The 26030-nt window shown below is 47.3% G+C and carries 27 protein-coding genes; 7 read left to right on the forward strand and 20 right to left on the reverse strand.

Going from position 1 to position 26030, the window contains the following annotated elements; genetic code table 11:
• Positions 1–17: 17 nt before the first annotated feature.
• The 16 genes from acpS to ICN40_RS04550 all read right to left on the reverse strand — a co-directional run bounded on the left by acpS (position 18) and on the right by ICN40_RS04550 (position 14230).
• Positions 18–410, reverse strand: coding sequence for a holo-ACP synthase (gene acpS / locus ICN40_RS04475; RefSeq protein WP_072583130.1), 393 nt, complete (start codon positions 408–410; stop codon positions 18–20).
• Between the two features lie 28 nt (positions 411–438).
• Entirely contained in the window at positions 439–1182 is a 744-nt protein-coding gene (pdxJ, locus tag ICN40_RS04480) for a pyridoxine 5'-phosphate synthase (RefSeq protein ID WP_216242401.1), read from the reverse strand.
• A gap of 12 nt (positions 1183–1194) precedes the next feature.
• Positions 1195–1929, reverse strand: coding sequence for a DNA repair protein RecO (gene recO, locus ICN40_RS04485; RefSeq protein WP_216242402.1), 735 nt, complete (start codon positions 1927–1929; stop codon positions 1195–1197).
• 5 nt (positions 1930–1934) lie between these two features.
• Entirely contained in the window at positions 1935–2828 is an 894-nt protein-coding gene (era, locus tag ICN40_RS04490; protein ID WP_216860723.1) for a GTPase Era, read from the reverse strand.
• A gap of 44 nt (positions 2829–2872) precedes the next feature.
• Positions 2873–3664: a ribonuclease III gene (gene rnc, locus ICN40_RS04495; protein ID WP_216242404.1), complete on the reverse strand. Its 792-nt coding sequence runs from the start codon at positions 3662–3664 to the stop codon at positions 2873–2875.
• 5 nt (positions 3665–3669) lie between these two features.
• A complete protein-coding gene (lepB, locus tag ICN40_RS04500) occupies positions 3670–4476 on the reverse strand; it encodes a signal peptidase I (protein WP_216242406.1) in 807 nt (268 codons plus the stop codon).
• Complete coding sequence (lepA, locus tag ICN40_RS04505) at positions 4476–6281, reverse strand: translation elongation factor 4 (protein WP_215359382.1); 1806 nt, start codon at positions 6279–6281, stop codon at positions 4476–4478. Before lepA ends, lepB begins: the two co-directional genes overlap by 1 nt.
• Before the next feature lie 135 nt (positions 6282–6416).
• Positions 6417–7865 (reverse strand): DegQ family serine endoprotease, encoded by a 1449-nt coding sequence (locus ICN40_RS04510; protein ID WP_216242409.1) that lies wholly within the window; start codon positions 7863–7865, stop codon positions 6417–6419.
• Positions 7866–7915: 50 nt separating this feature from the next.
• Positions 7916–9163 (reverse strand): beta-ketoacyl-ACP synthase II, encoded by a 1248-nt coding sequence (fabF, locus tag ICN40_RS04515; protein ID WP_216242410.1) that lies wholly within the window; start codon positions 9161–9163, stop codon positions 7916–7918.
• Between the two features lie 21 nt (positions 9164–9184).
• On the reverse strand, positions 9185–9424 hold the full coding sequence (gene acpP / locus ICN40_RS04520) for an acyl carrier protein (protein WP_011902246.1): 240 nt from the start codon (positions 9422–9424) through the stop codon (positions 9185–9187).
• A 100-nt stretch (positions 9425–9524) separates the two neighbouring features.
• Entirely contained in the window at positions 9525–10268 is a 744-nt protein-coding gene (gene fabG / locus ICN40_RS04525; RefSeq protein ID WP_215359376.1) for a 3-oxoacyl-ACP reductase FabG, read from the reverse strand.
• Between the two features lie 26 nt (positions 10269–10294).
• Positions 10295–11230 (reverse strand): ACP S-malonyltransferase, encoded by a 936-nt coding sequence (gene fabD / locus ICN40_RS04530; RefSeq protein WP_216242411.1) that lies wholly within the window; start codon positions 11228–11230, stop codon positions 10295–10297.
• 59 nt (positions 11231–11289) lie between these two features.
• Positions 11290–12276: a beta-ketoacyl-ACP synthase III gene (locus tag ICN40_RS04535; RefSeq protein WP_216242412.1), complete on the reverse strand. Its 987-nt coding sequence runs from the start codon at positions 12274–12276 to the stop codon at positions 11290–11292.
• On the reverse strand, positions 12273–13286 hold the full coding sequence (plsX, locus tag ICN40_RS04540) for a phosphate acyltransferase PlsX (RefSeq protein ID WP_216242413.1): 1014 nt from the start codon (positions 13284–13286) through the stop codon (positions 12273–12275). Before plsX ends, ICN40_RS04535 begins: the two co-directional genes overlap by 4 nt.
• An 83-nt stretch (positions 13287–13369) precedes the next feature.
• Positions 13370–13549, reverse strand: a complete 180-nt coding sequence (rpmF, locus tag ICN40_RS04545) for a 50S ribosomal protein L32 (RefSeq protein ID WP_011902241.1) — start codon at positions 13547–13549, stop codon at positions 13370–13372.
• Positions 13550–13654: 105 nt separating this feature from the next.
• Complete coding sequence (locus ICN40_RS04550) at positions 13655–14230, reverse strand: DUF177 domain-containing protein (RefSeq protein WP_216242414.1); 576 nt, start codon at positions 14228–14230, stop codon at positions 13655–13657.
• A gap of 42 nt (positions 14231–14272) precedes the next feature.
• On the opposite strand from ICN40_RS04550, the gene ICN40_RS04555 reads away from it, so the two are divergent.
• Both ICN40_RS04555 and ICN40_RS04560 read left to right on the forward strand, forming a co-directional pair.
• On the forward strand, positions 14273–14881 hold the full coding sequence (locus tag ICN40_RS04555; RefSeq protein WP_216242416.1) for a Maf family nucleotide pyrophosphatase: 609 nt from the start codon (positions 14273–14275) through the stop codon (positions 14879–14881).
• Positions 14882–14920: 39 nt separating this feature from the next.
• Positions 14921–15691 carry an SAM-dependent methyltransferase gene (locus ICN40_RS04560; RefSeq protein ID WP_216242418.1) on the forward strand — a complete coding sequence of 257 codons (771 nt, stop codon included), beginning with the start codon at positions 14921–14923 and terminating at the stop codon, positions 15689–15691.
• Positions 15692–15726: 35 nt separating this feature from the next.
• On the opposite strand, the gene sppA is transcribed toward ICN40_RS04560, so the two are convergent.
• Genes sppA through ICN40_RS04575 form a run of 3 tightly spaced genes read right to left on the reverse strand, consistent with a single transcriptional unit; the run spans position 15727 to position 18392 of the window.
• Positions 15727–16674 (reverse strand): signal peptide peptidase SppA, encoded by a 948-nt coding sequence (gene sppA / locus ICN40_RS04565; RefSeq protein ID WP_216242420.1) that lies wholly within the window; start codon positions 16672–16674, stop codon positions 15727–15729.
• Positions 16675–16686: 12 nt separating this feature from the next.
• A complete protein-coding gene (locus tag ICN40_RS04570; protein WP_216242421.1) occupies positions 16687–17367 on the reverse strand; it encodes an HAD-IA family hydrolase in 681 nt (226 codons plus the stop codon).
• Positions 17368–17375: 8 nt separating this feature from the next.
• Positions 17376–18392, reverse strand: coding sequence for an RluA family pseudouridine synthase (locus tag ICN40_RS04575; protein WP_216242422.1), 1017 nt, complete (start codon positions 18390–18392; stop codon positions 17376–17378).
• 463 nt (positions 18393–18855) lie between these two features.
• Between ICN40_RS04575 and ICN40_RS04580 the strand changes: the two genes are divergently transcribed.
• From ICN40_RS04580 to ICN40_RS04600, 5 genes are all read left to right on the forward strand, one after another.
• Positions 18856–21480 carry an Rne/Rng family ribonuclease gene (locus ICN40_RS04580; protein WP_216242423.1) on the forward strand — a complete coding sequence of 875 codons (2625 nt, stop codon included), beginning with the start codon at positions 18856–18858 and terminating at the stop codon, positions 21478–21480.
• 94 nt (positions 21481–21574) lie between these two features.
• Positions 21575–22690 (forward strand): GTP 3',8-cyclase MoaA, encoded by a 1116-nt coding sequence (gene moaA, locus ICN40_RS04585; RefSeq protein ID WP_216242424.1) that lies wholly within the window; start codon positions 21575–21577, stop codon positions 22688–22690.
• Positions 22690–23295, forward strand: a complete 606-nt coding sequence (gene mobA, locus ICN40_RS04590; protein ID WP_216242425.1) for a molybdenum cofactor guanylyltransferase MobA — start codon at positions 22690–22692, stop codon at positions 23293–23295. Before moaA ends, mobA begins: the two co-directional genes overlap by 1 nt.
• Positions 23292–24608: a gephyrin-like molybdotransferase Glp gene (gene glp, locus ICN40_RS04595; protein ID WP_216242426.1), complete on the forward strand. Its 1317-nt coding sequence runs from the start codon at positions 23292–23294 to the stop codon at positions 24606–24608. The genes mobA and glp overlap by 4 nt, the downstream gene beginning before the upstream one ends.
• 12 nt (positions 24609–24620) lie before the next feature.
• Entirely contained in the window at positions 24621–24914 is a 294-nt protein-coding gene (locus tag ICN40_RS04600) for a hypothetical protein (protein ID WP_072583151.1), read from the forward strand.
• Between the two features lie 64 nt (positions 24915–24978).
• Here ICN40_RS04600 and ICN40_RS04605 read toward each other — a convergent pair whose 3' ends face one another.
• On the reverse strand, positions 24979–25992 hold the full coding sequence (locus ICN40_RS04605) for a D-glycerate dehydrogenase (protein WP_216242427.1): 1014 nt from the start codon (positions 25990–25992) through the stop codon (positions 24979–24981).
• Positions 25993–26030 lie beyond the last annotated feature (38 nt).

A 26030-nucleotide genomic window follows, 5' to 3' on the forward strand; every position in this document is an offset into this window, starting at 1 on the left:
TCAACTGTATTTTTTATTTACTTTTGAGTAACGATGACATGCGCAATTGCCATATCCTGTTCATCACTCACAGTAACGTGAGCTTCCCAATTTTTTTCTATCATAAATAGCGCCAAAGCTCCTAAGTAAGAAGTAATTGGTTTGCCACTAGGCTCATTTAGGGTTTGGAGTGAACGCCAAGTCATAGGCATTCTCATTCCCAAGCCAATCGCTTTTGAGAAGGCCTCCTTGGCTGCAAAGCGTGTGGCCAAGAACGCAATGCCCCGCTTATGGTTTCTGGCAAGGCGATGCTGAAATACCAGCATCTCGTCTGGCCCCAGAATTTTTTCAGCTAAGCGGCCATTAGTGCGATCGTAAGCTGCCTGTAAGCGCTCAATCTGCAGAATGTCTGTGCCGATACCAATGATCATGTGATGTAAATCGTTTTGTTGTTAGCTCTTAAGCGCTGGCTCTGCCTTGGGCCATCAAGGCTTTCATATCGATGATTGCTTTTTGCCACCCTTTGAACAAAGCCTCAGCAACAATGGCGTGGCCAATATTGAGCTCGGATAATTCTGCAATTGCCGCAATCGGTTTCACATTACCTTCATGCAAACCATGACCGGCATTGACTCTCAGGCCGATACTTTTCCCAAAGATTGCAGCCTTACGAATGCGCTCAAGCTCTGTCAACTGCGCAGTACCAGATAAATCGGCGTAACGACCGGTATGTAATTCCACTACGGTTGCCCCAACTTCTTTAGCCGCTTGAATTTGTTTTTCTTCTGGATCAATGAACAGGGATACCCGAATACCAGCATCTACTAATTTTTTTGTGGCAGCCTTAACGGCCTCGAAGTGACCCAATACATCCAATCCACCTTCAGTAGTAACCTCTTCACGTTTCTCTGGGACTAAACAGACGTCATGCGGCTTTACTTGGCACGCAATATCAATCATTTCTGGCGTCACTGCGCACTCTAGATTCATACGGGTTTTGATGAGCGGGCGAAGTGCCAGCAAGTCTGCATCTTTAATGTGGCGACGATCTTCTCGTAAATGCAGGGTAATTAAATCAGCGCCAGCCTCCTCAGCAAGGGCTGCTGCTCTCAGTGGATCAGGATAGACCGTGCCCCTTGCATTACGCAAAGTGGCGACGTGATCGATATTGATACCCAGTTCAAGGCTTGGATGGCTGCTCATCTCTGTAGATTACTAGATTTTCTTCAGATCAATCAAAATCTGACGAGTAGTCAAGACCTGATCCTGTAAATGTAGGCCAAGAAGAAAGCGCATTAATTGCTTACTCTCAGAAAGAGTCTCAGGGCCTGAGAAATCTCCCGCTGCAATCGCTAAAAGGGATTTACCGGTAAGAACGGGCCAATGCCCTGGATCATCCGCTTGAACTGGGCGAACACCCCGCTCTGGTTGATAGATGTATTGCTCTTGAGCCATGGGCGCCTCATTGGTTTCAACACAGCGATCCAAGGCAGCCGCATAACCCGTCTCTTGCAAGAGTGATAACTCAAATGGACGCAAAATCTCTTCTAAGCCCTTAGACTCGAACTCCAGATTCGATAAAGCATTAATAGTCTCGAAATAGCGATCGTAGAGTTTTTCGTAATCATCTTCACGCGCTAAAAACTTGACGAGCAATTCATTGAGATAAAAGCCACAGAGCAAAGCATCGCCAACCAAAGAAGGTGTACCCCCCACCCACTCTGACTTCGTTAAAGTGCGGAGCTCTGATTTACCACTCCAAGAAACGAGGAGCGGTTGAAAGCGCTGCAATACTGGTCTTAGAGTGGAGTGTGGACGCTTAGCGCCCTTAGCAATTAAAGCCATACGGCCATATTGCCGAGTAAAGACATCCAGAATTAAGCTGGTCTCTTTATAGGGAATGCTATGCAATACAAAAGCAGGCTCGTCAGCAATACGAATCGAGGCCATGAAACTTATTCCAGACCTTGAGCTCGCAATTCAGCTCGATCATCTGCCCAGCCACGTTTGACCTTAACCCAAGTCTCTAAAAAGACCTTGCCGTCAAAGAGCTTTTCCATATCGATACGAGCATCAGTTGAAATCTTCTTGAGACGCTCACCCTTTTGACCAATGATCATTGCCTTGTGGCTATCCCGATCAACCAAAATGGTTGCGGCAATGCGACGCATCTTGCCATCCATCTTGAACTGATCGATGACTACCGTGCTGGTGTAAGGCAGTTCTTCACCGGTAAAGCGGAATACTTTTTCACGGAGAATCTCAGCAGCTAAGAAGCGCTCGCTGCGATCGGTAATAGTGTCGCCATCATAGATAGCCTCAGCCTCAGGCAGGTAGCCCTCAAGGACATCTAACAATCTTTCAATATCACCAGGACTCTTGGCGCTCATCGGCACGATCTCAACAAACTCACACTTCTGATCTTCATGGCCACCTAGTTCACACCAAGGGCGAGCCATTTCTTTAATGAAGCTAAGGAGTGCTTGGTCACGTTCTGATGGAGTCTGAAAGCGACTATTAAACAAATCTAATTTATTTAAAACCAGTACAACCGGCAAGTCATCTGGCAGTAGCTTTAATACCTTTTTATCATCTTCACCAAAGTAGCCAGCCTCAACCACGAAGCAAGCGACATTCACGTCCTGTAAGGCAGTGGTGACAGTACGATTTAACGCCTTGTTTAATGTATTCATTAAACGCGTCTGAAAGCCTGGGGTATCGATAAAGATAAACTGCACTTCTTCGCGATTCTGAATTCCCAAAATACGATGGCGTGTAGTTTGCGCTTTACGAGAGGTAATGCTGATCTTCTGACCAACCAACGCATTCAGAAGAGTTGATTTACCCATATTAGGACGCCCAACAATGGCGATGGTGCCGCATCTAAACACGATTAGCCCTTCAGCTTAAGATTGAACTGCTCTTCGGTCACTTCTTTTTTGGCTGCCTTCTTTTTGGCCGATCGAGTCTTCTTGGGTTTACGAGATTCTTGCGGCAAAGCCTTGAGCATAGCAATCAAGGCTAACTTTGCCGCGGCTTGCTCAGCAGCACGACGCGAAGCACCCTCACCTTTGACCGCCACTTTATGGCTAGGGATCAAGCACTCCACCTCAAACTGCTGGTTGTGTGCAGCACCAGTAGTGCCGGTAACGTTATAGGTCGGCAATGGCAATTGATAGCCTTGCAAGCATTCTTGCAATAAAGTTTTGTCGTCCTTACCTAAGGTTTTAGGATCTACGTTTGCCAAGATAATGGAATACAGCTTACGTAAACTGGCCTTAGCCACTTCAAAACCACCATCCATAAAGATTGCGCCAGTCACTGCCTCTAAGGTATCAGCAAGAATAGAAGGGCGACGAAAGCCACCGCTCTTCAACTCACCTTCACCCAGTCTTAAGTAATCCGACAAGGATAAAGTTTGGGCAATTTCGTATAAAGCTTGTTGCTTTACTAAGTTTGCACGTACGCGAGAGAGGTCGCCCTCATCTAAGTCCGAATAACGCTCATAGAGCATTTCAGCAACAACGCAATTCAGAATAGAGTCCCCCAAAAATTCCAAGCGCTCGTTATTTTTCTTACTATGACTGCGATGAGTCAAGGCTTGATTTAGTAGCTCTGGCTTCTTGAAGGTATAGCCGAGGCGCTCTTGCAGCGGTCCAGTTTCGATAACGGCGCGCGCATTCATAATATTTACTCGAATCCGCCAATGCGGCCAAGATTACCCAGGTTCAACCACACAAAGAAGGCCTTACCGACAATGTTTTTATCCGGTACAAAGCCCCAATAACGTGAGTCTGCACTGTTGTCACGGTTATCGCCCATCGCGAAGTAATGCCCTGGAGGTACTTTGCAAGTCACGCCAGACTGCTGGTACTGGCAGAACTCAGAACCCGGAAAACGCTCAGTCGGAAATACAGTAGCCGGACGATCAGGGTCATTCAAGATGTCATGACGATTACCGCCCAAGTCTGCTGGGAAAGTCTCTGTGAAACGTTTGGCATAGCGCATATTCTCAGGATCGAGATACGGCTCGCCACCGCTATATTGCAGAGGCTGACCATTAATAGTCAGACGCTTATTTTCATAAGTGATTTCGTCACCTGGCAAGGCCACTATGCGCTTGATGTAATCCACCGATTCATCACGTGGATAGCGAAACACAACAACATCACCGCGTTTGGGTGAGCCCAAGTCAACGACTTTTTGATTGAGCACCGGTAAACGAATTCCATAGGTAAATTTATTAACCAAAATGAAGTCGCCGATTTGCAATGTAGGGATCATTGAGCCAGAAGGAATCTTAAAAGGCTCAGCGATAAAAGAGCGTAATACAAATACGGCACAAATTACTGGGAAGAAACCTGCTGTGTATTCAAGCCACAAAGGCATACGGTCAATACCAGCCAAACGTCTTTGCGGGGCAAAGAGCAATTTGTCAGCAACCCAAGCGATTCCAGAAACAATCACCAAGATAAAAAGGACTAGAGCAAAGTTCATTAATCCTCCACCTGCAGAATAGCCAAGAAGGCTTCTTGTGGAATTTCCACGTTACCAACTTGCTTCATACGTTTCTTACCTTCTTTTTGCTTCTCTAATAACTTACGTTTACGGGAGATGTCACCACCGTAGCATTTAGCCAATACGTTTTTACGCAATGCCTTGACGTTTTCACGCGCAACAATATTACTTCCAATAGCCGCCTGAATAGCCACATCAAACATTTGACGAGGAATAATGCCGCGCATTTTGGCTACCACTTCGCGCCCACGATGTTGGCTATTGCTTCTATGAACAATCACTGAGAGGGCATCAACCCGCTCACTATTAATGAGGATGTCGACCTTAACTACGTCTGCCGGGCGATATTCTTTGAACTCGTAATCCATTGAGGCATATCCGCGTGAGATGGATTTCATTTTGTCAAAGAAGTCCAAAACAATCTCGGCCATCGGCAACTCATAAGTGAGTTTGACCTGACGACCTAAGTAGTTCATGTCCATCTGAATGCCGCGCTTACCTACACACAAAGTAATCATCGCCCCTACATACTCTTGCGGCATGTATAAATTGACCGTCACAATCGGCTCAAGAATGGTATTGATCTTGCTAGCCTCGGGCATCTTCGACGGGTTATCCACCATCATGAGCGTGCCATCAGACTGCTCCACTTGATACACCACCGTTGGAGCGGTCGTGATGAGATTCATGCCGTACTGACGCTCTAAACGCTCTTGCACAATCTCCATATGGAGCAAACCCAAGAAGCCGCAGCGAAATCCAAAACCAAGAGCCTGTGAAACCTCTGGCTCATATAAGAGTGAGGCGTCATTTAACTTGAGCTTTTCAAGGGACTCGCGCAGCTGATCGTATTCACTCGCCTCTACTGGATATAAGCCAGCAAAAACTTGGGGCTTCACTTCTTTAAAACCGGGCAGTGGCTCGGCTGCAGGAACTCGCCCTTGCTGCCCAGGCGTATGTGTCACGGTGTCGCCAACCTTGGCAGCTTTTAATTCTTTAATGCCGGCAATCACAAAACCCACTTGACCAGCAGATAACTCTGGACGATCTACTGACTTCGGACTAAACACGCCTACATGCTCGACTAAATGGCTTGAACCATTGGCCATCAAGGTAATCTTTTCTTTTGGTTTTAGGGTGCCATTCACAACACGCACCAACATGACTACGCCTACGTAATTGTCAAACCAGGAGTCAATAATCAAAGCTTGCAATGGATCTTCTGCATTACCCTTTGGCGGCGGTACCCGAGCAATCATTTCCTCGATGACATCCGCAACACCCAAACCTGTTTTGGCTGAGCAGGTGACGGCCTCAGAAGCATCAATACCAATCACATCTTCAATTTCTTTTTTAGCGCGCTCAGGATCGGCTTGGGGTAAGTCAATCTTATTGAGCACTGGTACAACCTCAACGCCCAACTCAAGCGCCATGTAACAGTTGGCAACCGTTTGCGCCTCAACACCTTGACTCGCATCTACGACCAACAACGCACCTTCACAGGCAGACAAAGAGCGACTGACCTCATAAGAGAAGTCGACGTGTCCCGGGGTGTCAATCAGGTTGATATGGTAAATCTTGCCGTCTTTGGCTTTGTAATTTAAAGCTGCGGTTTGCGCCTTAATAGTGATGCCGCGCTCACGCTCAATATCCATTGAGTCTAGAACTTGGGCTTCCATTTCACGATCGGAGAGACCGCCACAGAGCTGAATAATGCGATCAGCAAGCGTCGATTTGCCGTGATCGATATGGGCGATGATAGAAAAATTGCGGATTAAATCCATAGCGTCTTAATAGGTCATTCAAAAAACGCCTTGTCAGAACGCACCACGATGATGCGCTGCAAAAAGTCGTCTTAAAGTGATTGTAATGGGTTGCGCCTAAAAGGCGCCAAACCCCTTTTTAGGCCCAAAATGGGGTTATTTAGGCCTTACGGGAACGACTAAAGTGCTGTCAGCGCGACGGATAAAGACCGGTACAGCCTTATTGGCGTCCAAACTCTTAACTAGAACCTCAAACTGCTTAACGCTCGTAATATCGGCATCTGCCACCCGAATAATGACGTCACCTGGTCGAATCCCCGCTTTTGCCAAAGGGCCATCCCCTAAACCGGTCACCTCAACACCGCCCTTGATATTCAAATCTTTCTTTTTGGCATCCGATAGTTCACTAACAATAACTCCCAAGGCATTAGCGCTATTGCCATTTGCCGCAGGGGCATCTGTCTTTTTATTGGCTGCCTGAGTAGATTCGGTATCAGTTACGGTAACCGTTAAATCACGGGTTCCACCTTTACGCCAAACTTGTACTGACACCGAAGTGCCTGGCTTCGTTTCGCCAACCACTCTTGGTAAGTCGGTTGATTTAGAAATCTCACGACCATTGAAACTCAGAATCACATCACCTGCTTCAATACCACCAGCTGCCGCTGGTCCACCTGGCTCGACATTGCGTACATATGCGCCGCGAGGCTTACCTAAACCGAGACTCTCAGCAACTTCTTTTGTCATCTCGCCCAAAGCAACACCAATTCGGCCGCGAGTCATCTTGCCATTAGTACGCAATTGATCTGCCACACGCATTGCCTCATCAATCGGAATTGCAAAAGAGATGCCCATATAGCCACCAGAGCGACTAAATATTTGTGAGTTGATACCAATCACTTGACCAGCAGTATTTAAAAGCGGCCCTCCAGAGTTTCCTGGATTCACAGCAACGTCAGTCTGAATAAAAGGCAAGTAGTCGCCTGTATCGCGACTCTTCGCCGACACAATACCTGCAGTCACCGTGTTCTCAAGGCCGAACGGGGAGCCAATTGCTAGCACCCATTCACCTACTCGCACCCTCGATGAATCACCTAAAGGTAGCTTTGGCAAATCACGTGCTTCAATTTTGACCACTGCAACGTCGGTACGTTTATCCATGCCCAGTAACTTTGCTTTGAACTCGCGCTTATCAGTCAGGGTTACATAAATAGTGGTGGCACCCTCAACAACGTGAGCGTTAGTCAAAATCAAACCATTGGATTCGATAATGAAACCAGAGCCTACTCCACGATCCGCTTCTTGCGGCTTGCCTAAATTAGGTTGCGCTGGTTTAGGTCCATTTGGAGTTCCTGGAATAGGTACACCAAAGAAACGGCGGAAAAATTCCGCCTGATCTTCTGGGATTCCGGGAATGCCACCTTGCGCTTGCTGCACTACTACTTTTTCAGTGGTACGAATATTGACAACTGCAGGACTTGCGCGTTCAACCAAATCCGCAAAGTCAGGAATCGTGACCCGGGGATTTTGCGCAGAAGCAAATGGAATAAAGGCGACTTGTCCTAGACTAAATATAGCCAAGAGTGCAATGAAGTACTTTTTCATGATGCTATAGACCTACTTGGTGAAAACCAACAATGAAGATATTAAGAATATTAGGTCAGTTTGCCAAAAATCAAGGTACCGTTAGTACCCCCAAAGCCAAAATTGTTTTTGACTGCATGGTCAATCCTCACATCCCTAGCGGTATTGGCGCAGTAGTCCAGGTCGCACTCAGGATCTTGATTGAAAATATTGATAGTTGGTGGTGATTTTTGGTTATGAAGAGCCAAAATCGTGAAAACAGACTCCAAGCCACCTGCACCGCCCAAGAGGTGACCAGTCATAGACTTGGTGGAGTTAATTAAAGTCTTCTTAGCGTGGTCGCCAAGAGCAGCCTTAATAGCGCCAGTTTCATTCTTATCACCCAAAGGCGTGGAAGTGCCGTGAGCATTAATATATTGAATCTGATCAGCATTTAGGCCTGCATCGCGCATTGCATTAAGCATGCAACGACGGGGGCCATCCATATTTGGGGCAGTCATGTGATAAGCGTCACCACTCATGCCGAAGCCCAGTAATTCGCAATAGATTTTTGCGCCACGGGCTTTAGCGTGCTCATACTCTTCAATCACCACTACGCCTGCGCCCTCACCCAGCACAAAACCATCGCGGTCTCTATCCCAGGGGCGTGATGCAGTTGCAGGATCATCATTGCGTGTAGAAAGCGCTCTTGCAGAAGCAAAGCCACCAACCCCTAATGCAGAGATAGTGGATTCAGCACCGCCAGCAACCATGACATCAGCATCACCGTACTGAATTAAGCGTGCAGCCAATCCAATGCTGTGTAAACCCGTTGTACAGGCTGTTACCGCAGCCACGTTTGGGCCTTTGAGACCAAACAAGATGCTGAGGTGGCCAGAAATCATATTGATGATGGAGCCTGGAACAAAGAAAGGGGAGATACGACGAGGGCCACGAGCCAATAACTCAGCGCCCGTTTCTTCAATCATTGGCAAGCCACCGATACCGGAGCCAACCATGACACCAACTCGCTCGGCGTTTTGTTCGGTGATCTCTAAACCGCTGTCGCGAATAGCTTGTGTACCAGCAGCAATGCCGTAATGGATAAAGGTATCCATGTGGCGCGCCTCTTTGGCAGAAACATATTCTTCGACATTGAAATCTTTTACCTCTCCAGCGAAATGAACGCTAAGCGGAGTATGGTCAAACTTAGTGATGGTAGCAATGCCTGATTTGCCCGCAAGCAAATTAGACCAAGCTACATCAACTGAATTACCAACAGGTGAGATAAGACCAAGGCCGGTGACTACTACCCGGCGTCGGCCATTTGATGCTGACACAGTAATACCTAGGCTAGGGAATTAACCCTGAGCTTTTGATGTAGCGAAGTCGATCGCGAGCTGAACTGTGGTGATCTTTTCAGCTTCCTCATCAGGAATTTCGATGCCGAATTCATCTTCCAAGGCCATAACCAGCTCAACAGTGTCAAGAGAGTCAGCGCCCAAGTCGTTCACGAAAGAAGATTCATTCTTGATGTCTCCTTCTGCGACGCCTAATTGCTCAGCGACGATTTTCTTAACGCGTTGTTCGATGTTGTCCATTAATTTCCCCAGGGGTTGTAAAAACGATGAAAGGATTTTATCAGTTTGGCGGACCGAATTAGCAAATTCGCCTAAAAATGACCAAATCCTGGCTTTGCCGTTAGGCTAAATAGAGTCCGCCATTGACGTGCAGGGTATTACCCGTAATGTAGCCAGCCGCTGGAGAGGCCAAAAAGGCCACCGCTTGGGCAACATCCTCAGGACTACCCAAACGCGCCAAAGGAATGTTCACTTTTAGGGCATTTTGCTGTTCTTCGCTCAAGGCGCGGGTCATATCAGTGTCGATAAATCCAGGAGCTACGCAATTCACAGTGATATTGCGGCTACCAATTTCACGGGCTAAGGCACGGGTCATTCCAGAAACGCCTGCTTTTGCAGCTGCGTAGTTTGCCTGACCAGGATTACCCATATGACCAACAATTGAAGTGATATTAATAATGCGGCCACCACGGGCCTTCATCATGGGACGCATTACTGCTTGAGAAAGACGGAAGACTGAACTGAGGTTGGTATCAATCACATCAGTCCACTCTTCAGACTTCATGCGCATTGCTAAATTGTCACGAGTGATGCCGGCGTTATTCACCAAGATATTGATGCCGCCATACTCTTTGACGATCAGATCAATAATTTCTTCACAAGCATTTGGCGCAGTCACATTCAATACTTTGCCAGCACCGCCTGAAGCTTTTAAACGCTCATCAATCGCTTTAGCTCCACTCTCGGATGTAGCCGTTCCAATTACCTTGGCGCCACACTTGACTAGCTCATCCGCGATTGCCTGACCAATACCGCGTGAGGCGCCAGTTACTAAAGCAATTTGTCCGCTTAAGTCGAGATTCATTTTTATCTTCCGCTATAACGTTTGTTTTATTGAAAGCTTGCCAGAACTTCATTCAAGCTGACTTCATCAAATACCGGCACACCAGTGACTTGATCATTAATGCGCTTGGTAAGGCCTGCTAATACTTTGCCAGGACCGCACTCTACTACCCGAGTAATGCCTTGAGAGGCCATAGCCTGAACGGTTTCTTGCCAACGTACAGGCTTAGCAGCTTGACGCACTAAGGCATCTTTAATTGCAATCGGGTCATTCAAGATTTGAACATCCACGTTATTAATCACGGCAATGGTTGGTGCTTTAAATTCAATGCTGGCTAAGTAGCCCTTCAATTTTTCAGAGGCTGGTTGCAGCAAAGAAGAGTGGAACGGTGCAGAAACTGGCAATGGCAAAGCACGCTTAGCGCCAGCAGCCTTTAATAATTCACATGCCTTAGTAACGGCATCACTTGCACCAGCAATCACTACTTGGCCGGGGGCATTGAAATTGACGGCTTCAACAACACCACCAGAAACAGCACTTGCTTCAGCACACACCTGAATCACGATTGCATCATCCAAGCCGAGAATCGCAGCCATGCCGCCTGTACCTACCGGCACAGCAGTTTGCATTGCTTCAGCACGAAAGCGCACCAATGGAACGGCATCTTTAAAAGAAATAACGCCAGATGCAACCAAGGCAGTGTACTCACCAAGACTATGACCTGCCATTACCTTAGGCGCAGATCCACCTGCTGCCAGCCAGGCTCGATAAAAAGCAACGCCTGCAGTCAACATCACAGGCTGAGTATTCGTGGTTAATGACAGCATCTCTGCAGGGCCTTCAGAAATCAGCTTTGCAACGTCCTCACCTAATGCCTCAGAAGCCTCTTGCAATGTTGCGCGTACTTCTGGACGCTCAGAAATGGAATTGAGCATGCCAACGGATTGAGAGCCTTGACCAGGAAATACAAATGCAAATGTCATGTGATTAATTCGCTGAAAAGAAATTAAAGAGATGAATGAATAAAAATAGTGTGCCGCTCTTAGTATTTAATCGCAACCGCACCCCAAGCGAACCCGCCGCCAACACCCTCTAGCAAGAGATGTTGTCCACGCTGAATCTGCCCAGAGCGCACGCCAGCATCTAATGCCAACGGAATGGATGCAGCCGAAGTATTGCCATGCTCATGCACAGTAACAATGACTTTATCCATGGACATACCCATCTTCTTAGCCGTACCTTCCATGATACGAATGTTGGCTTGATGGGGTACTAGCCAGTCGATTTGCTCAGCCTTGAGGTTTGCTTTTTCGAGTGCCTCGTGAGCTACCTGCTCTAAGACCTTCACAGCAAGCTTAAAGACCGCTGGACCATCCATAGTCATAAATGGGGAACCACACACTTCGCCATTACCTGCACGCCCAGGAACACACAAAATATCGCGTTGACTACCATCGGCATGTAATGCAGTAGAGAGAATGCCGGCTTCTTTAGAAGCCTCAAGTACAACAGCTCCAGCACCATCGCCAAACAAGACACAAGTGCCACGGTCTTGGAAATTTAGAATACGGGAGAATGTTTCTGCGCCAATGACCAATACTTTTTTGTATGAGCCACATCGAATAAATGCATCTGCAATGGCAAGCGCATAAGTAAAACCAGCACAGACTGCTTGCACATCAAAAGCAGCACAAGCAGTGTGTGCGCCCAATTTGTCTTGTACAACGCAAGCGGTACTTGGAAAACCACCCAAATGATCTGGAGTAGAAGTGGCCAAAATGATGAGGTCTAAATCTTCAGAGGTAATGCCGGCACTAGTTAATGCAGCTTGTGCCGCCTTGACAGCCAGATCACTAGTTAACTCATTTTCAGCGGCAAAGTGACGTGCAGAAATACCGCTACGCGTTTTAATCCACTCATCACTGGTCTCTAAGCCAGTTTTAGCAAGACGCTCCACCAAGTCTTGATTAGTTAAGCGCAACTCAGGAAGATAACTTCCGGTACCCGCTACTCTTGCAAAAATACTCATACTTTTATCTCCACTACAAAGGCTGCAGCAATACGCTCTACCATGCGGTTCTTAGCCGCCTCATAGGCGCGATCCAAGGCAAAGCCAAAAGCAAAGCGATCAGCAGAACCATGGCTCTTAATTACACAACCACGTAAACCCAACAATACTGCGCCGTTATAACGACGATGATCAACACGCTTACGTACTCTTAGCAATGGCACCATTGCACAGATCGCCATTAACTTGGTAAGCCATGAGCGATTAAATTCTTGGCGAATCAAACCACTCATCATTTTTGCCAAGCCTTCACTGGCTTTCAGAACGACATTGCCAACAAAACCATCGCACACCACGATATCCGTAGTGCCCTTGAAAATATCGTTGCCTTCTACGTTGCCGTAAAAGTTTAAAGAGGTTTGGCGAAGTAACTCACTGGTTTGCTTAACAACTTCATTCCCTTTAATCACTTCCTCACCAATATTGAGAAGGCCAATTGAAGGGTTTTGTTTGCCATCCACCACTTGCACCATCACGTTTGCCATCTGAGCAAACTGCACCAAGTGCATTGGTTCACAGTCGGCATTTGCGCCGAGGTCCAGCATAGTTGTCCCGCGCCCTAATTCATTGGGGATCGCGGTAGCAATCGCAGGACGATCAACACCATCAAGCGTTTTGAGAATGTAGCGAGAGATCGCCATGAGTGCGCCAGTATTGCCAGAAGAGATCACTGCATCGGCGGCGCCCTCCTTCACTTGCATGATGGCAACGCGCATAGAAGAATCTTTTTTGCGACGCAGAGCAATCTCAATGGAATCATCCATTAAGACAACTTCGCTAGCGGAAATAATTTGAATTCGCTCCATAGGAGCTTTAGGGGATTTACTCAAGACTTGCTTGATTAAATCGGGATCACCAACGAGGGTAATCTTCACGTCAGCGTGTTTTTCTAAAAAATCGCAGGCAGCCGGAACCGTCACGACGACTCCATGATCTCCGCCCATGGCATCAATAGCAAGAGTAACGCTCATAAGCTCATTGATTGCTGCAAGTGATTTATCCAAGAAAAAAGCGGCTTTTACTGGAGCCGCTTCTATCTGTTTAGACTAAAAAATTAGTCGTTTTTAGTTTTAACAACTTTACGACCACGATAGTAGCCGTTAGGTGAAATGTGGTGGCGCAAATGAGCCTCACCAGTTGTGGCCTCAACAGCCGTAGCAGGTGCGGTCAAGAAGTCGTGCGCACGGTGCATGCCACGTTTGGAAGGTGATTTTTTGTTTTGTTGAACGGCCATATTGAACTCCTAAGCAAGGCGATATTCTAGCATGGAAATGCGCCTAAATGCTTGATTTATTGACAAAAGATACTTAAAACAACAACTGAAATCAGGCCCCTAATTTCAGTTTTTCTTCATATTTTTCAATATGTTAAAGGGGTTTTCCCGCTCATTTGACGGCTCCTCATCAGCCTCATCCCCAAAGGTAGATGCATGAGGTTCACAAAACCCATCTGGATGCTTTGGAATCAGGGGCAAAGACAGCAAAACCTCATCCTCCATCGTTTCCAGGAGGTTGAAGTGCTGATTTACGACCAGAGGATCTTGCTCCTCATCCTCCAAAGGGTATTCATCTGCTTCAGAATCTGTCAAAACCAGAATAAATCGACGTTTTTCGTCCAAATCCACCGCGCAATCTTGCAAACAGCGCTGACAAACTAGGTGCAGACGTCCTTTTAGCCCTAATTCGAGGATTTGATGGGGTTCACTCCCGGGGGAATCCTCAAAATGGGTCCTCACAGACCAATTAAAGCCATCGGCTGGGTTAACGGTTGACGCCTCCTCGGCCACCCTTGGCATGTCTGACAAGCTTAAAAAACCGGTGCCTGCATAAGATTGGGGGGCACAAAAATCTACCCTCTTTAAGGCGCTAGGCTCGGGAGATAGTTCGACTTGAGGTAAAACTTGATTACGATTCATGGCATCAGTCTAAATGAAGGCGCCTTAGAAAGCACAGCAAAAATGAGTACCTCCACAAATACACCTCAAAATCCAAGACTCATCTTGGCATCCACTTCGGTATACCGTCGTGAACTTTTAGAGCGCCTACGCATCCCCTTTGAAGTCATCTCACCAAAGGTAGATGAAACCCCATTTACTGGAGAGAGCACTCTTGATTTGGCACTACGACTTGCTCAAGCAAAAGCAGCTGCAGTTGCTAAAGAGCATCCTGATGCTTGGGTCATTGGCTCTGATCAAGTCGCCGATCTTTGTGGTGCAGCGATTGGTAAGCCTGGTAATTTTGAAAGAGCCTTAGCGCAGCTACAACTCATGCGTGGTCAAGTGGTGACCTTTCAAACGGCGCTATGTTTGATGAAGGGTGATACCCAAACAACTTTATGTGTTCCTACTGAAGTGACTTTTCGCAAACTTCCAGACAGCACCCTAGAGGCTTACCTACTGGCTGAAGAGCCTTATGATTGCGCTGGCAGCGCCAAGTCAGAAGGCCTAGGCATCAGCCTGCTAGAGTCGATCAAGAGCGATGATCCAACCGCTTTAATTGGCTTGCCGCTGATTGCATTAACCAGCATGCTACGCGATGCTGGCTATGCAATTCCATCAAAAAAATAAAGTAAAAATTAATAACTAGATTCATTAGAAAAATAATTCATGAGCAAACTCGGCACCCTGTATTTAGTTCCCAATACCTTGGGTGATGATGGTCGGGCTGAGCAATTACCATGGGTACTTCCATCTGAAACGATTACGCAAACAGCCAAGTTAAAGCACTGGATTGTTGAAGATGCCAAGACGGCGCGAGCGTTGTTAAAAGCAATCGATTCTGTCTCTCCGTTAGCATGCACTATTCAAGACATGCAAATGAGTGAATGGCGTGGAGCTGCGCGCAATGCAAAGTATGGTGATGCGGTTAAGCCGGCAGATTTACTCAAGCCTTTGCTTGCTGGAAACGATATGGGCTTGATGTCTGAAGCAGGAGTCCCTGGCGTTGCAGACCCTGGTGCAGAGTTAGTGCTAGCGGCACATAAGCTAGGCGCCCAAGTGAAGCCACTGGTTGGACCGAGCTCTATCTTGTTAGGCCTGATGGCAAGCGGACTCAATGGCCAACGCTTTGCTTTTCAGGGGTACTTGCCTCACGACACCAATGAGCGCACTGCCAAACTTAAGCAACTCGAAGTTGAATCTCGTAAATTACAACAAACTCAAATTTGGATTGAGACACCCTATCGCAATACTGCCATGCTCATGGCTTGTATCCATTCGTTGGCACCGCAAAGCCTGCTATGCCTCGGTGTGGACCTTAGTCTGCCATCAGAAACGATTGCCACCCTATCAATTGCAGATTGGCGTAAACGCTATCCGAATGAAGCCGATTGTGCTTCATTGCAAAATAGGCCAACAGTATTTCTACTGCTGGCCTAACTCTTCAATGCTTTAGTTTTGCTTTTTTCTTATTTCTATTTAAGGTCAGGTGTCTTTACCAACGCTTTACCAGCAGCAGTTCCAGCTTCAGCACCAAAGCGTTTAGCAACCCGTTCAGCGAAATTCTCTTTCATGGTGTAGTCCAGAATATCGGGCGCCTTAAAGATGTCGCGGGCAACGGTATCTACTGTGCCATACCCATCAGCCAAACCAATCTTGACTGCTTGCTCGCCATTCCAAATACGGCCAGAAAATAAATCTGGTACGTCTTTTAAGCGATCGCCGCGGCCCTCTTTCACCACGGCAATAAATTGCTGGTGAATCTCATCAATCATAGTCTTGACCATTTCAACTTGCTTTGGATTCTCTTTGCTAAACGGATCCATCATGCCCTTATTAGAGCCTGAGGTAATCATGCGACGAGTAACGCCCAACTTATCCATGAGGCCTGTAAAACCAAAACCTTCCATGATCACGCCAATAGATCCCACTAAGCTGGCTTTATCAACCAAGATTTGATCCGCAGCGACTGCCACGTAGTAACCACCAGATGCGCAGATGTCTTCGACAACGACATAAAACGGTTTTTTGGGATAGAGCTTGCGCAAGCGGTGGATCTCATCATTGATCATGCCGGCTTGAACTGGCGAACCTCCAGGACTATTAATGCGCAACACAACCCCAGCACTGTGCTCATTCTCGAATGCAGATAGTAAAGATGAATTGATATCCATTGCATTAGCCATCGAGCTGGAAGAAATTTCTCCTTCAAGCGTTACCAATGCAGTGTGCTTTTCTACCCCCATGCCCTTGCCTGGAAGGTGAAAGTCAAATATCGAAAGCAGTGCGCCAACAATAACTAACAAGGTAAGTACTCGCAGTACCGCTTTCCAACGACGCGCTTTACGGGTCTCTTTTAAATTCTCCAACAAGAGATGTTCGAGAGCTTGACGCTCCCAATTCGGGTTTGGGTTGTTTTCCATCTTTTTGCTTCCTTAGTGTTGCAGGTTATTTTTAAGCCATTGCGAGAGTTGCGCGACATCATCCACATGCGTTAATGATGGTGAAGCTTTTAAAGTATCAGGTGGGTGAGCGCCATAAGTCACAGCTACAGCATCAACCCCAGCATTTGCCGCCATATCGAGGTCGTGGGTTGTGTCGCCAATCATCAGCATGCGACGTGTCGGCACTTGAGTCACATCCGACAGCTCAAGCAACATTCCTGGATGAGGCTTAGAAAAAGATTCATCTGCTGTACGGGTCTCATGAAAGAGATGGCCGATCTGATGATGCCCAAGCGAGCGATCCAATCCGACGCGTGACTTTCCAGTGGCAACAGCTAGTAAATACTGTTTAGCATACAACTCTTCTAAAAGTTCTCGAATGCCTACAAACAAATCGAGCTCATGATCTTTGGCTAAGTAGTGATAACGAAAACGCTCAGTCAGCTTTGGGAAATGGGTCGGCTCTATCCAAGGCACAGCTCTGCGCAATGAATCCTGTATTCCCAAACCAATGACTGAACTCGCTAATGTGTCGTCAGGCGCTTTAAAGCCCAAATCGCGACAGGCTTGCTGAATACAATGCACGATGGTTGGTGTGGAATCCATGATGGTTCCATCCCAATCCCACACAATCAGGTCATAGGGTCGATTCGATTTATTTGCTTGAGACATTGTGATATTTACTGCTCAAAGGTTTTCATCATGGCGGTAAATTCTGCGGGCAATGGCGACTCAATCCGCATCTTTTCGCCAGTACGCGGATGAGTAAAACCAGCCAGATGAGCGTGTAGATACAAGCGCTTGGATTTAACTACTTTATCCAAATCTTCAAAGCCATACTTATCATCACCCAAAATTGCGTGACCCAATTTTTGCAAGTGCACCCGAATCTGATGAGTGCGCCCCGTCTTGAGTTGCGCCTCAGCGAGAGTAATTGATGCGCCCTCACGCTTGAGTACTTTAGTCACTCTTAAAGAGGTATGGCTTGGTAATCCATCTGGATCCACGCGAACGCGACGCTCGCCATTAGGCAGAAGATATTTATGCAGCGGATATTTGAGTTGCATAGTTTGAGCGCCCTGGACAATTTCACCATGTGCAAGCAAGTAATAGCGCTTATCCGTTTGACCCTCACGAATTTGACGATGCAGCTCCACCAAAGCGCTCCGCTTTTTAGCCAAGAGTAAAACGCCTGATGTGTCACGGTCTAAGCGATGAACTAATTCCAAAAACTTGAGCTCTGGACGGGTAATGCGCAGGGTCTCAATGACACCAAGTGCGATGCCTGAGCCACCATGCACCGCTAGACCCGTTGGCTTATTTACTATTAAGAGTGCTTCGTCTTCAAAAAGAATCGGCATTTTGTCTGAGTAGCCATGTGCCCGAGATTTGGTTTGAGCGCTATTGACAGCAGCCATTTGGGCAGGTTCAGCAATTCGAACCGGGGGCAGCCGCACCACATCCCCCTCAATCAGACGGGTTGTTGGCTCAGCCCGCTTTTTATTGACTCGGACCTCGCCAGATCGAATAATTCGGTAAACATGGCTTTTGGGAACTCCTTTAGCCCAACGCAACAAATAGTTGTCTAGGCGTTGACCGGCCTCTTCGGGACCAATGGTCTGAAGATGCACTGCAGCAGGCGCTGCAGTAGTGGGTGTTTTCGCCTTTAAGGGCTTGGAAATGGGTTCGGATTTCATGATTTATCTCTCTTGTGACCCCACCAGGGGATGACAAGGGACTCAACAATACCCCATTGTCACGCAACTTGTGCCGTATAATCAACGCTCTAGCCAATTTATTGGCCCGAGACCAGCCTGAAGTCAGGTTTGAATCGTGGAGCTTGGAGTCGCCCTTTAAAAGACTCCCGGGGTTGCCCCTCCCCCGTTTAATGAGGCGCAGGGTTGGTGTGCCGTATGCCGCGACCCGCGATTAGAAGACAGTTTTCAGGCGCGCGCCTGCATTGATGACCTAAAGGAGGTCTCTGCGGCGATCGTCAGGTGTGGCACCAAATTAACCAACAGTTAAGCTGGTGAACTAGGCAAAAAATGTCTAGATTTGCATGATCCACACTCATAAACCGCCTTGGGCTTAGTCCCAAGTGGTATCTAACTTGTCCCCTAACGCAGCGCGCAACGACGCCCTCCCCCATAGGAGAGTGTTATGAAACGCATGTTGTTTAATGCAACTCAACAAGAAGAGTTGCGAGTTGCCATCGTTGATGGTCAAAAACTCATTGATATCGATATCGAAGCTGCCGGCCGTGAACAACGCAAAGGCAATATCTACAAAGGTGTCATTACCCGTATTGAACCTTCACTTGAGGCCTGCTTTGTTAATTACGGCGAAGAGCGTCATGGCTTCTTGCCGTTTAAGGAAGTAGCTCGCAGTTACTTTAAAGAAGGTATCGACGTCCGCAATGCTTCCATTAAGGATGCTTTGCGCGAAGGTCAAGAAATCATTGTTCAAGTAGAAAAAGAAGAGCGCGGCCAAAAAGGCGCAGCCCTCACATCCTTTATCTCCTTGGCAGGTCGTTATTTGGTTCTCATGCCGAATAACCCACGTGGAGGTGGCGTTTCCCGCCGTATTGAAGGTGAAGACCGTCAAGAACTCCGCGAAGCGATGGCTCAATTAGAAGTAGCAGATGGCATGAGCATCATTGCTCGTACCGCTGGTATTGGTCGTGATGCTACTGAATTGCAGTGGGACTTAAGTTACCTCATGCAATTGTGGAAAGCAATTGATGAAGCTGCTAAAGGCAACTCTGCTCCATTGCTAATCTACCTCGAATCTAGCTTAGTGATTCGTGCGATTCGGGATTACTTCCAGCCTGATATTGGTGAGATCCTCATCGATACCGATGACATCTACGAACAAGCTGCAGCATTTATGTCTGTAGTGATGCCTGACAATTTGCCACGAGTAAAGCGCTATCAAGACGATGTGCCTTTGTTCTCTCGCTTCCAAATTGAGCATCAAATTGAAACTGCTTACTCACGCACTGTGCCATTGCCATCTGGCGGCGCAATCGTGATCGACCATACTGAAGCCTTGGTTTCAGTCGACGTCAACTCAGCACGTGCAACCCGTGGCTCTGATATCGAAGAGACTGCAACTCGTACCAACTTAGAGGCTGCTGATGAAATTGCCCGTCAAGCACGTTTACGTGACTTGGGTGGCTTGATCGTGATCGACTTCATTGATATGGAATCGAGCAAGGCCCAGAAAGATGTTGAGAATCGCTTACGCGATGCTCTGCGTCATGACCGTGCTCGTGTTCAGATGGGTAAAATCTCCAAGTTTGGCTTGATGGAAATGTCTCGTCAGCGCTTGCGTCCTGCATTGTCTGAAGGCAGCCATGTCACCTGCCCACGTTGTAACGGCACTGGCCACATTCGCGATACTGAATCTTCTGCCTTGCAAGTTCTGCGCATCATCCAAGAAGAAGCGATGAAGGAAAACACAGCAGCGATTCATACACAGGTACCAGTCGAAGTGGCTGCCTTCCTCCTGAATGAAAAACGTGCTGAAGTCATCAAGATCGAGACTCGCTTCAAAGTGAACGTCTTGATGGTTCCTAACAAGCATTTAGAAACTCCACATTACAAACTAGAGCGCTTGCGTCATGACGACCCACGTCTTGACGACCAGAAGGCTAGCTATGTGATGGCGGAAGAAGCTGCTCGCGAACTCGAGACAGACACAACAGTTAGCAAAAAAGATGCGGATGTAAAAGTACGTCCAGAAGCAGCAGTTAAAGGCATCACTCCGACACAACCTGCACCAGTCAGTCAGCCACGTCCTGCACGTACTGAAAAAGTGGTGACTGAAAGTTCTGGCGGTCTCTTTGGATTTATCAAGAAGCTGTTCTCCTCATCCCCAGCAGTTGAAGAGAAGCCTGCACCAAGCAACCCGCGTGGCCGTAATCAAGGCCGCAATGGTAACGATCGCAATCGTGGTCGCAACCGTCGTGGCGAGCGTACTGAGCGCCCAGCAGCGGCTGCAGCTGAAGGTACTCCAACAGAAGGTGCTAACAACAATCGCAACCGCAACAACCGTAACGGCAATCGTAACCAGGGCAATCAAAATGGTCCGAAGCCAGAACGTCAAGATGCGAACCGCAATCAAGCTAATCCAGCAGCAGTAACGCCTGCAACTGAAGCCGCTCCTGGTAGCGAAACTACTCCAGGCGCTGAGGGTGAAGAGCGTCGCGGTCGTGGTCGCAACCGTCGTGGTCGTGGTCGTGGTCAACGTGGCGAGCGTACTGAAGGTGGCAATGATGTTGCTAATACACCAGCAACAGCTGTGGCAGCAAGCCCATTTGCAGGCCCTCCAGTAGGTATGGCTGGTGCATCTGCAAGCATGCCTATTCAGAACATTGCGAACAGCTTTGGTAACGCAAAACCTGTAGCAGAGAAACAAGAAAGACAAGAGCGCGCACCACGTGCTCCACGTCAATCAAATCGTCCTGCACAAAACTCTGCTCCCGCATCTACTCCAGCACCAGTTGCTGTTGCGGCTGCCACGTTAGAAGTAATTGCCAAACCTGCACCAGAGCTTCCTAAGGTTGCCTTCCAGGCGCTTGAAGAAACTCCATTGCACAGCGTTGTGCAATCAGCCGGCATGATTTGGGTCGCTACCGACTCTTCAAAGCATGCTGATGCTCAAAGTCAGATTCAGGCAGAGCCTGTTGCTGATAACTTGGGTAGGGCACCTAAACCGGCCGTTAGTCTTCACGATGGTCCAATGGTTTTAGTAGAAACCGGCGGCCAAGAAAAAACGGTTTAACGCTTATTGAAGCTTTTTCTCCAGACCGCCATTTATCCCAAAAGGATATTTGGCGGTTTGGCAGAAACCCCGTTTCACAGCCATAATTACGTATATGGTTGAAAAAGTAATCCCCATCCGAATAGACGAAGGCAAAGGCCTAACGCCACCCATTGGTGTCGAACTCGTCACTCCTCACGGTCATACGAAAGACACTCGGGGACGTACCCTAAGAGATCTCCGTATCTCAGTGACTGATCGCTGTAACTTCCGCTGTACCTATTGCATGCCCAAGGAAGTGTTTGACCAAAACTATCCTTACTTAGCTCATAAAGAATTACTGGGCTTTGAAGAAATCACTCGCCTCACTTCTATCTTTGCCACATTAGGCGTTGAAAAAATTAGATTAACCGGTGGCGAGCCTTTGCTGCGCAAGAACTTAGAAGTGCTGATTGAGATGTTGGCCAAAGTGCGCACACCAGAAGATAAAGCGCTGGACCTTACTCTGACTACTAACGGTAGCATCTTGCGCAAGAAAGCCGTTGCTTTAAAAACAGCCGGCCTGCAAAGATTGACAGTGAGTCTTGATGGTTTGGATGACGCGATCTTTAAGAAAATGAATGATGTCGATTTCCCAGTTGCCGATGTACTTGACGGAATTGCCGCAGCACAAGAAGCAGGCTTCCAGAACATCAAAGTAAATATGGTGGTGAAAAAAGGTACCAACGATCATGAGATTATTGCAATGGCTAAGCACTTTAAAGGTAGCGGCGTCATTCTGCGTTTTATTGAATTTATGGATGTGGGCAGCTCTAATGGCTGGAATATGGAGCAGGTTCTTCCATCCAAAGAAGTCATTGCCAGAATTCATGAAGCTTTTCCTCTGGAGCCTGTTGAAGCCAACTATACCGGCGAAGTTGCACAGCGCTGGCGCTATGTCGATGGCTCTGGCGAGATTGGCGTGATCTCCAGTGTTACTCAAACTTTCTGTCACGAATGCTCTAGAGCGCGCATCTCGACAGATGGGCAAATGTATCTTTGTCTTTTTGCCAATGAAGGTTTTGATTTCAAAACCCTATTGCGCTCTGGCAAGAGTGATTTAGAAATCGCTAATGCGGTAATGAATACCTGGTCAACTCGCGACGATCACTATTCAGAAATTCGGGGTTCGCATACCGCGAATCTGTTATCTGGTAACCGCAAGGTTGAAATGTCTTACATTGGTGGTTAATGATTTCTACTAAAGACATTACTGGACTCATACTTGCTGGTGGACGCGCGCAACGCATGGGTGGCATCGATAAAGGTCTTATTCCTTTCCATGGCAAACCACTCATTGAGTCAACTATTACAAAGCTCAAGCCCCAGGTGCAAACTATTGTGATTAATGCCAACCGCAACATCACAAAGTATGCGAGCTATGGGTATCCAGTGATCATGGATGAAACGCCAGATTTTTCAGGGCCATTAGCGGGCTTCTCTGTAGGCTTGAAGTCCTGCAAGACGGCTTATCTCCTAACTTCACCTTGCGACTCCCCCCTGTTACCCAATAATCTCGCAGAGTTATTAATTGCTGAGATGGAGCGAGGTGATTTTCAATTGGTGTACGCCTCCACCAAAGAAGCGGATGGCAAAGTATGGGCGCAGCCTGTTTTTTGTCTTATGCGTAGTAACTTGCAAGATTCATTGGATCAATTCCTCCAAAAAGGGGATCTCAAAATTGATCGTTGGTTTAAAGGGTTGAGAAGTAGCACTGTGGTTTTTGAAGATCCGCAGGTATTCGCCAATATAAATACCCCTAAAGAGCTAAAGTCACTAGAAGAAGTATCGGCATGAGTCATTCCCCAAACCAAGCAATTCTCTTGACCTCGTCACTACATGTTGATGATGCACGTAAGGCAATTGCTGCGTTGGTAGAAGATCTCATTGAAGAATCTAAGACGATTAATGATCCTGCAGATGTTGAAACTGTTGCATTGGATCAAGCGATTAATCGGATATTGGCAGCCGATTTACTTTCACCTATTGATGTTCCGGCTGCAGACAATTCAGCTATGGATGGTTTTGCATTTGATGGCAAATGTCTCGACACCAACAGCACGGCCATCACCTTAAGAGTGATTGGTACAGCGCTTGCTGGCAAACCCTTTGAAGGCAGCATTGGTCCTGGGGAATGCCTAAAGATCATGACGGGTGCCGTGATGCCTGCTGGCTGTGATACCGTCATTCCACAAGAATTCACAAGCGCTGAAGATGAGAATGTAATTGAATTCAAACAAGATCAATTAAGACCAGGTGAGAACAGACGCCTACGTGGCGAGGATCTTAAAAAGGGTAAACCTGCAATTGCTGCGGGTCGCTTACTGCGCCCTTCTGATCTAGGTCTAGCTGCATCACTTGGTATTGCCTCCTTACCAGTAAAGCGCAAACTCAAAGTAGCCATTTTGTCTTCCGGTGATGAATTGCGCGCGCTAGGCCAAGCATTGGATGCAGGCAGCATATATGACAGTAACCGCTACAGTCTTACTGGTTTACTCAATCGCCTGAATTTAGAGATCATTGACTGCGGAATTGTGCACGATGATCCCGTCTCTTTGAAGCAAGCCTTTATTGAGGCAGCTAGCAAAGCAGATGTATTGATTTCTTCTGGGGGCGTTTCGGTTGGTGAAGCAGATTTCACGAAACAGATCATGCAAGAGTTGGGTGATGTCGGTTTCTGGAAAATCGCTATGCGCCCAGGACGCCCTATGGCGTTTGGAGTTCTCAAACCAGTCTCTGGAAAATTCCCTGCTCGCAAAACACTCTTCTTTGGTTTACCCGGAAATCCAGTGGCGGTCATGGTGACCTTCTATCAATTTGTTCGAGCAGCACTTTTACAGCTCAATGGTGCCAATCAAACTGAACCACCTCTTACCCAGGCTATTGCCGAAGCACCCATTCGGAAAAAGCCAGGCCGAACAGAATTTCAGCGCGCTATTCTGGGGCGTGGAGCCGATGGCAAGCCAACGGTACTTCTGACTGGCAGCCAGGGCGCTGGGATTTTGCGCTCGATGAGTGAAGCTAATTGCTTTGTGATCCTAGCTCACGAACAGGGAAATGTTGCCCCTGGAGACTGGCTAGATATAGCGCTTTTTGATGGACTGCTTTAAGATTGCGTCATCATGAAACTTAGCAAAAAAGAACTCGTCTTTCTAGACCCAATGCATACCGCCAAAACCTTAGTTTTGGTTTACCTCTGCTTCTCTGTACCGATTGTATTGTTGGCTCTATTTGTAGCCTTCATTCGTGACGGTGCTATCCCAGGATTTACTGTGTTGTCCGCGCTTATTCTCAATGCCCTGCTCGGGTTTGGATTGTTGTGGATTGCCTGCAAAGTCTATAACTGGGTTGCTGGAAAATTCGGCGGTATTGAATTAGCGTTACGCGAATTGCCAGAAGAAATTGACGCCGAGTAAAAATTCAATATTCGGAGCTATTTCCAAGCAATAAAGCCGAGTAATGCTCGGCTTTATTTTTTTACTAAGCTTTGTAGACTTCTGCATTAATAAGACTGGGTGGTTTTTTTCCTTCAAGCACTGCACGTAAATTATCTACCGCTAAATCCACCATCGCTCTACGTGTTTTTTCTGTAGCGCTAGCAATGTGTGGAGCAAGTACTACGTTATTCAATTTCAATAACTCGGGATGCACTTTGGGCTCGCCTTCGAATACATCTAAGCCAGCCGCAAAGATTCTTTTCTCCTTGAGAGCTTGAGCCAGAGCCGCATCATCCACAATGCCACCACGGGCAATGTTTATCAGGGTTGCCGTTGGTTTCATAAGGGCAATTTCTTTGGCGCCAATCGTATGATGACTCTCGGCGCTATAAGGCAACACCAGAACTACGTGATCAGCGGTGCGAAGCAATTCTTCTTTAGAAACATATGTAGCGCCACAGGCTTTTTCATCAGCTTCTGATAAATGACTGCGATTGTGATAAATCACATTCATACCAAAACCCAATGCGCGCTTTGCAATGCCTTGACCAATTCGGCCCATACCAATAATGCCTACTGTACTGTGATGCAAATCCATGCCAAGGGGATTATTCACAATCGACCATTTGTCCCACTGCCCTGCCCGCACCCAGTGCTCAGATTCAGTTATACGCCTTGCGGTCGCCATCAATAAGGCAAAGCCAAAGTCAGCTGTTGTGTCAGTTAAAACATCTGGCGTATTCGTTGCCAACACACCAGCAGCAGTCATTGCTGGAACATCAAAATTGTTATATCCCACAGAAATATTGGCCACAATTTTTAGATCTTTGGCATGCATTAAGGCGTTTGCATCAATTCTTTCACTACCTGCAACTAAAGCCCCTACAACCCCAGAGAGTTCTTTTTGCAACTCTTCAGGACTAAAAATCCGATCCTCCTGATTGGATCTCACCTCAAAAGATTCCTCTAATTTGGCTAATGCCTCTGGAAAAATGGCTCTTGCCACCAAAATCTTGGGTTTTTGCTGATTAACTAGGCTATTGGGCTGTGTATTCATAGTGGGAACTTTACCTCAACTAAATAGACCCTTTCGCC

Origin of the sequence: Polynucleobacter sp. Fuers-14, from assembly GCF_018882045.1 — a bacterium.
GTDB lineage: Bacteria > Pseudomonadota > Gammaproteobacteria > Burkholderiales > Burkholderiaceae > Polynucleobacter.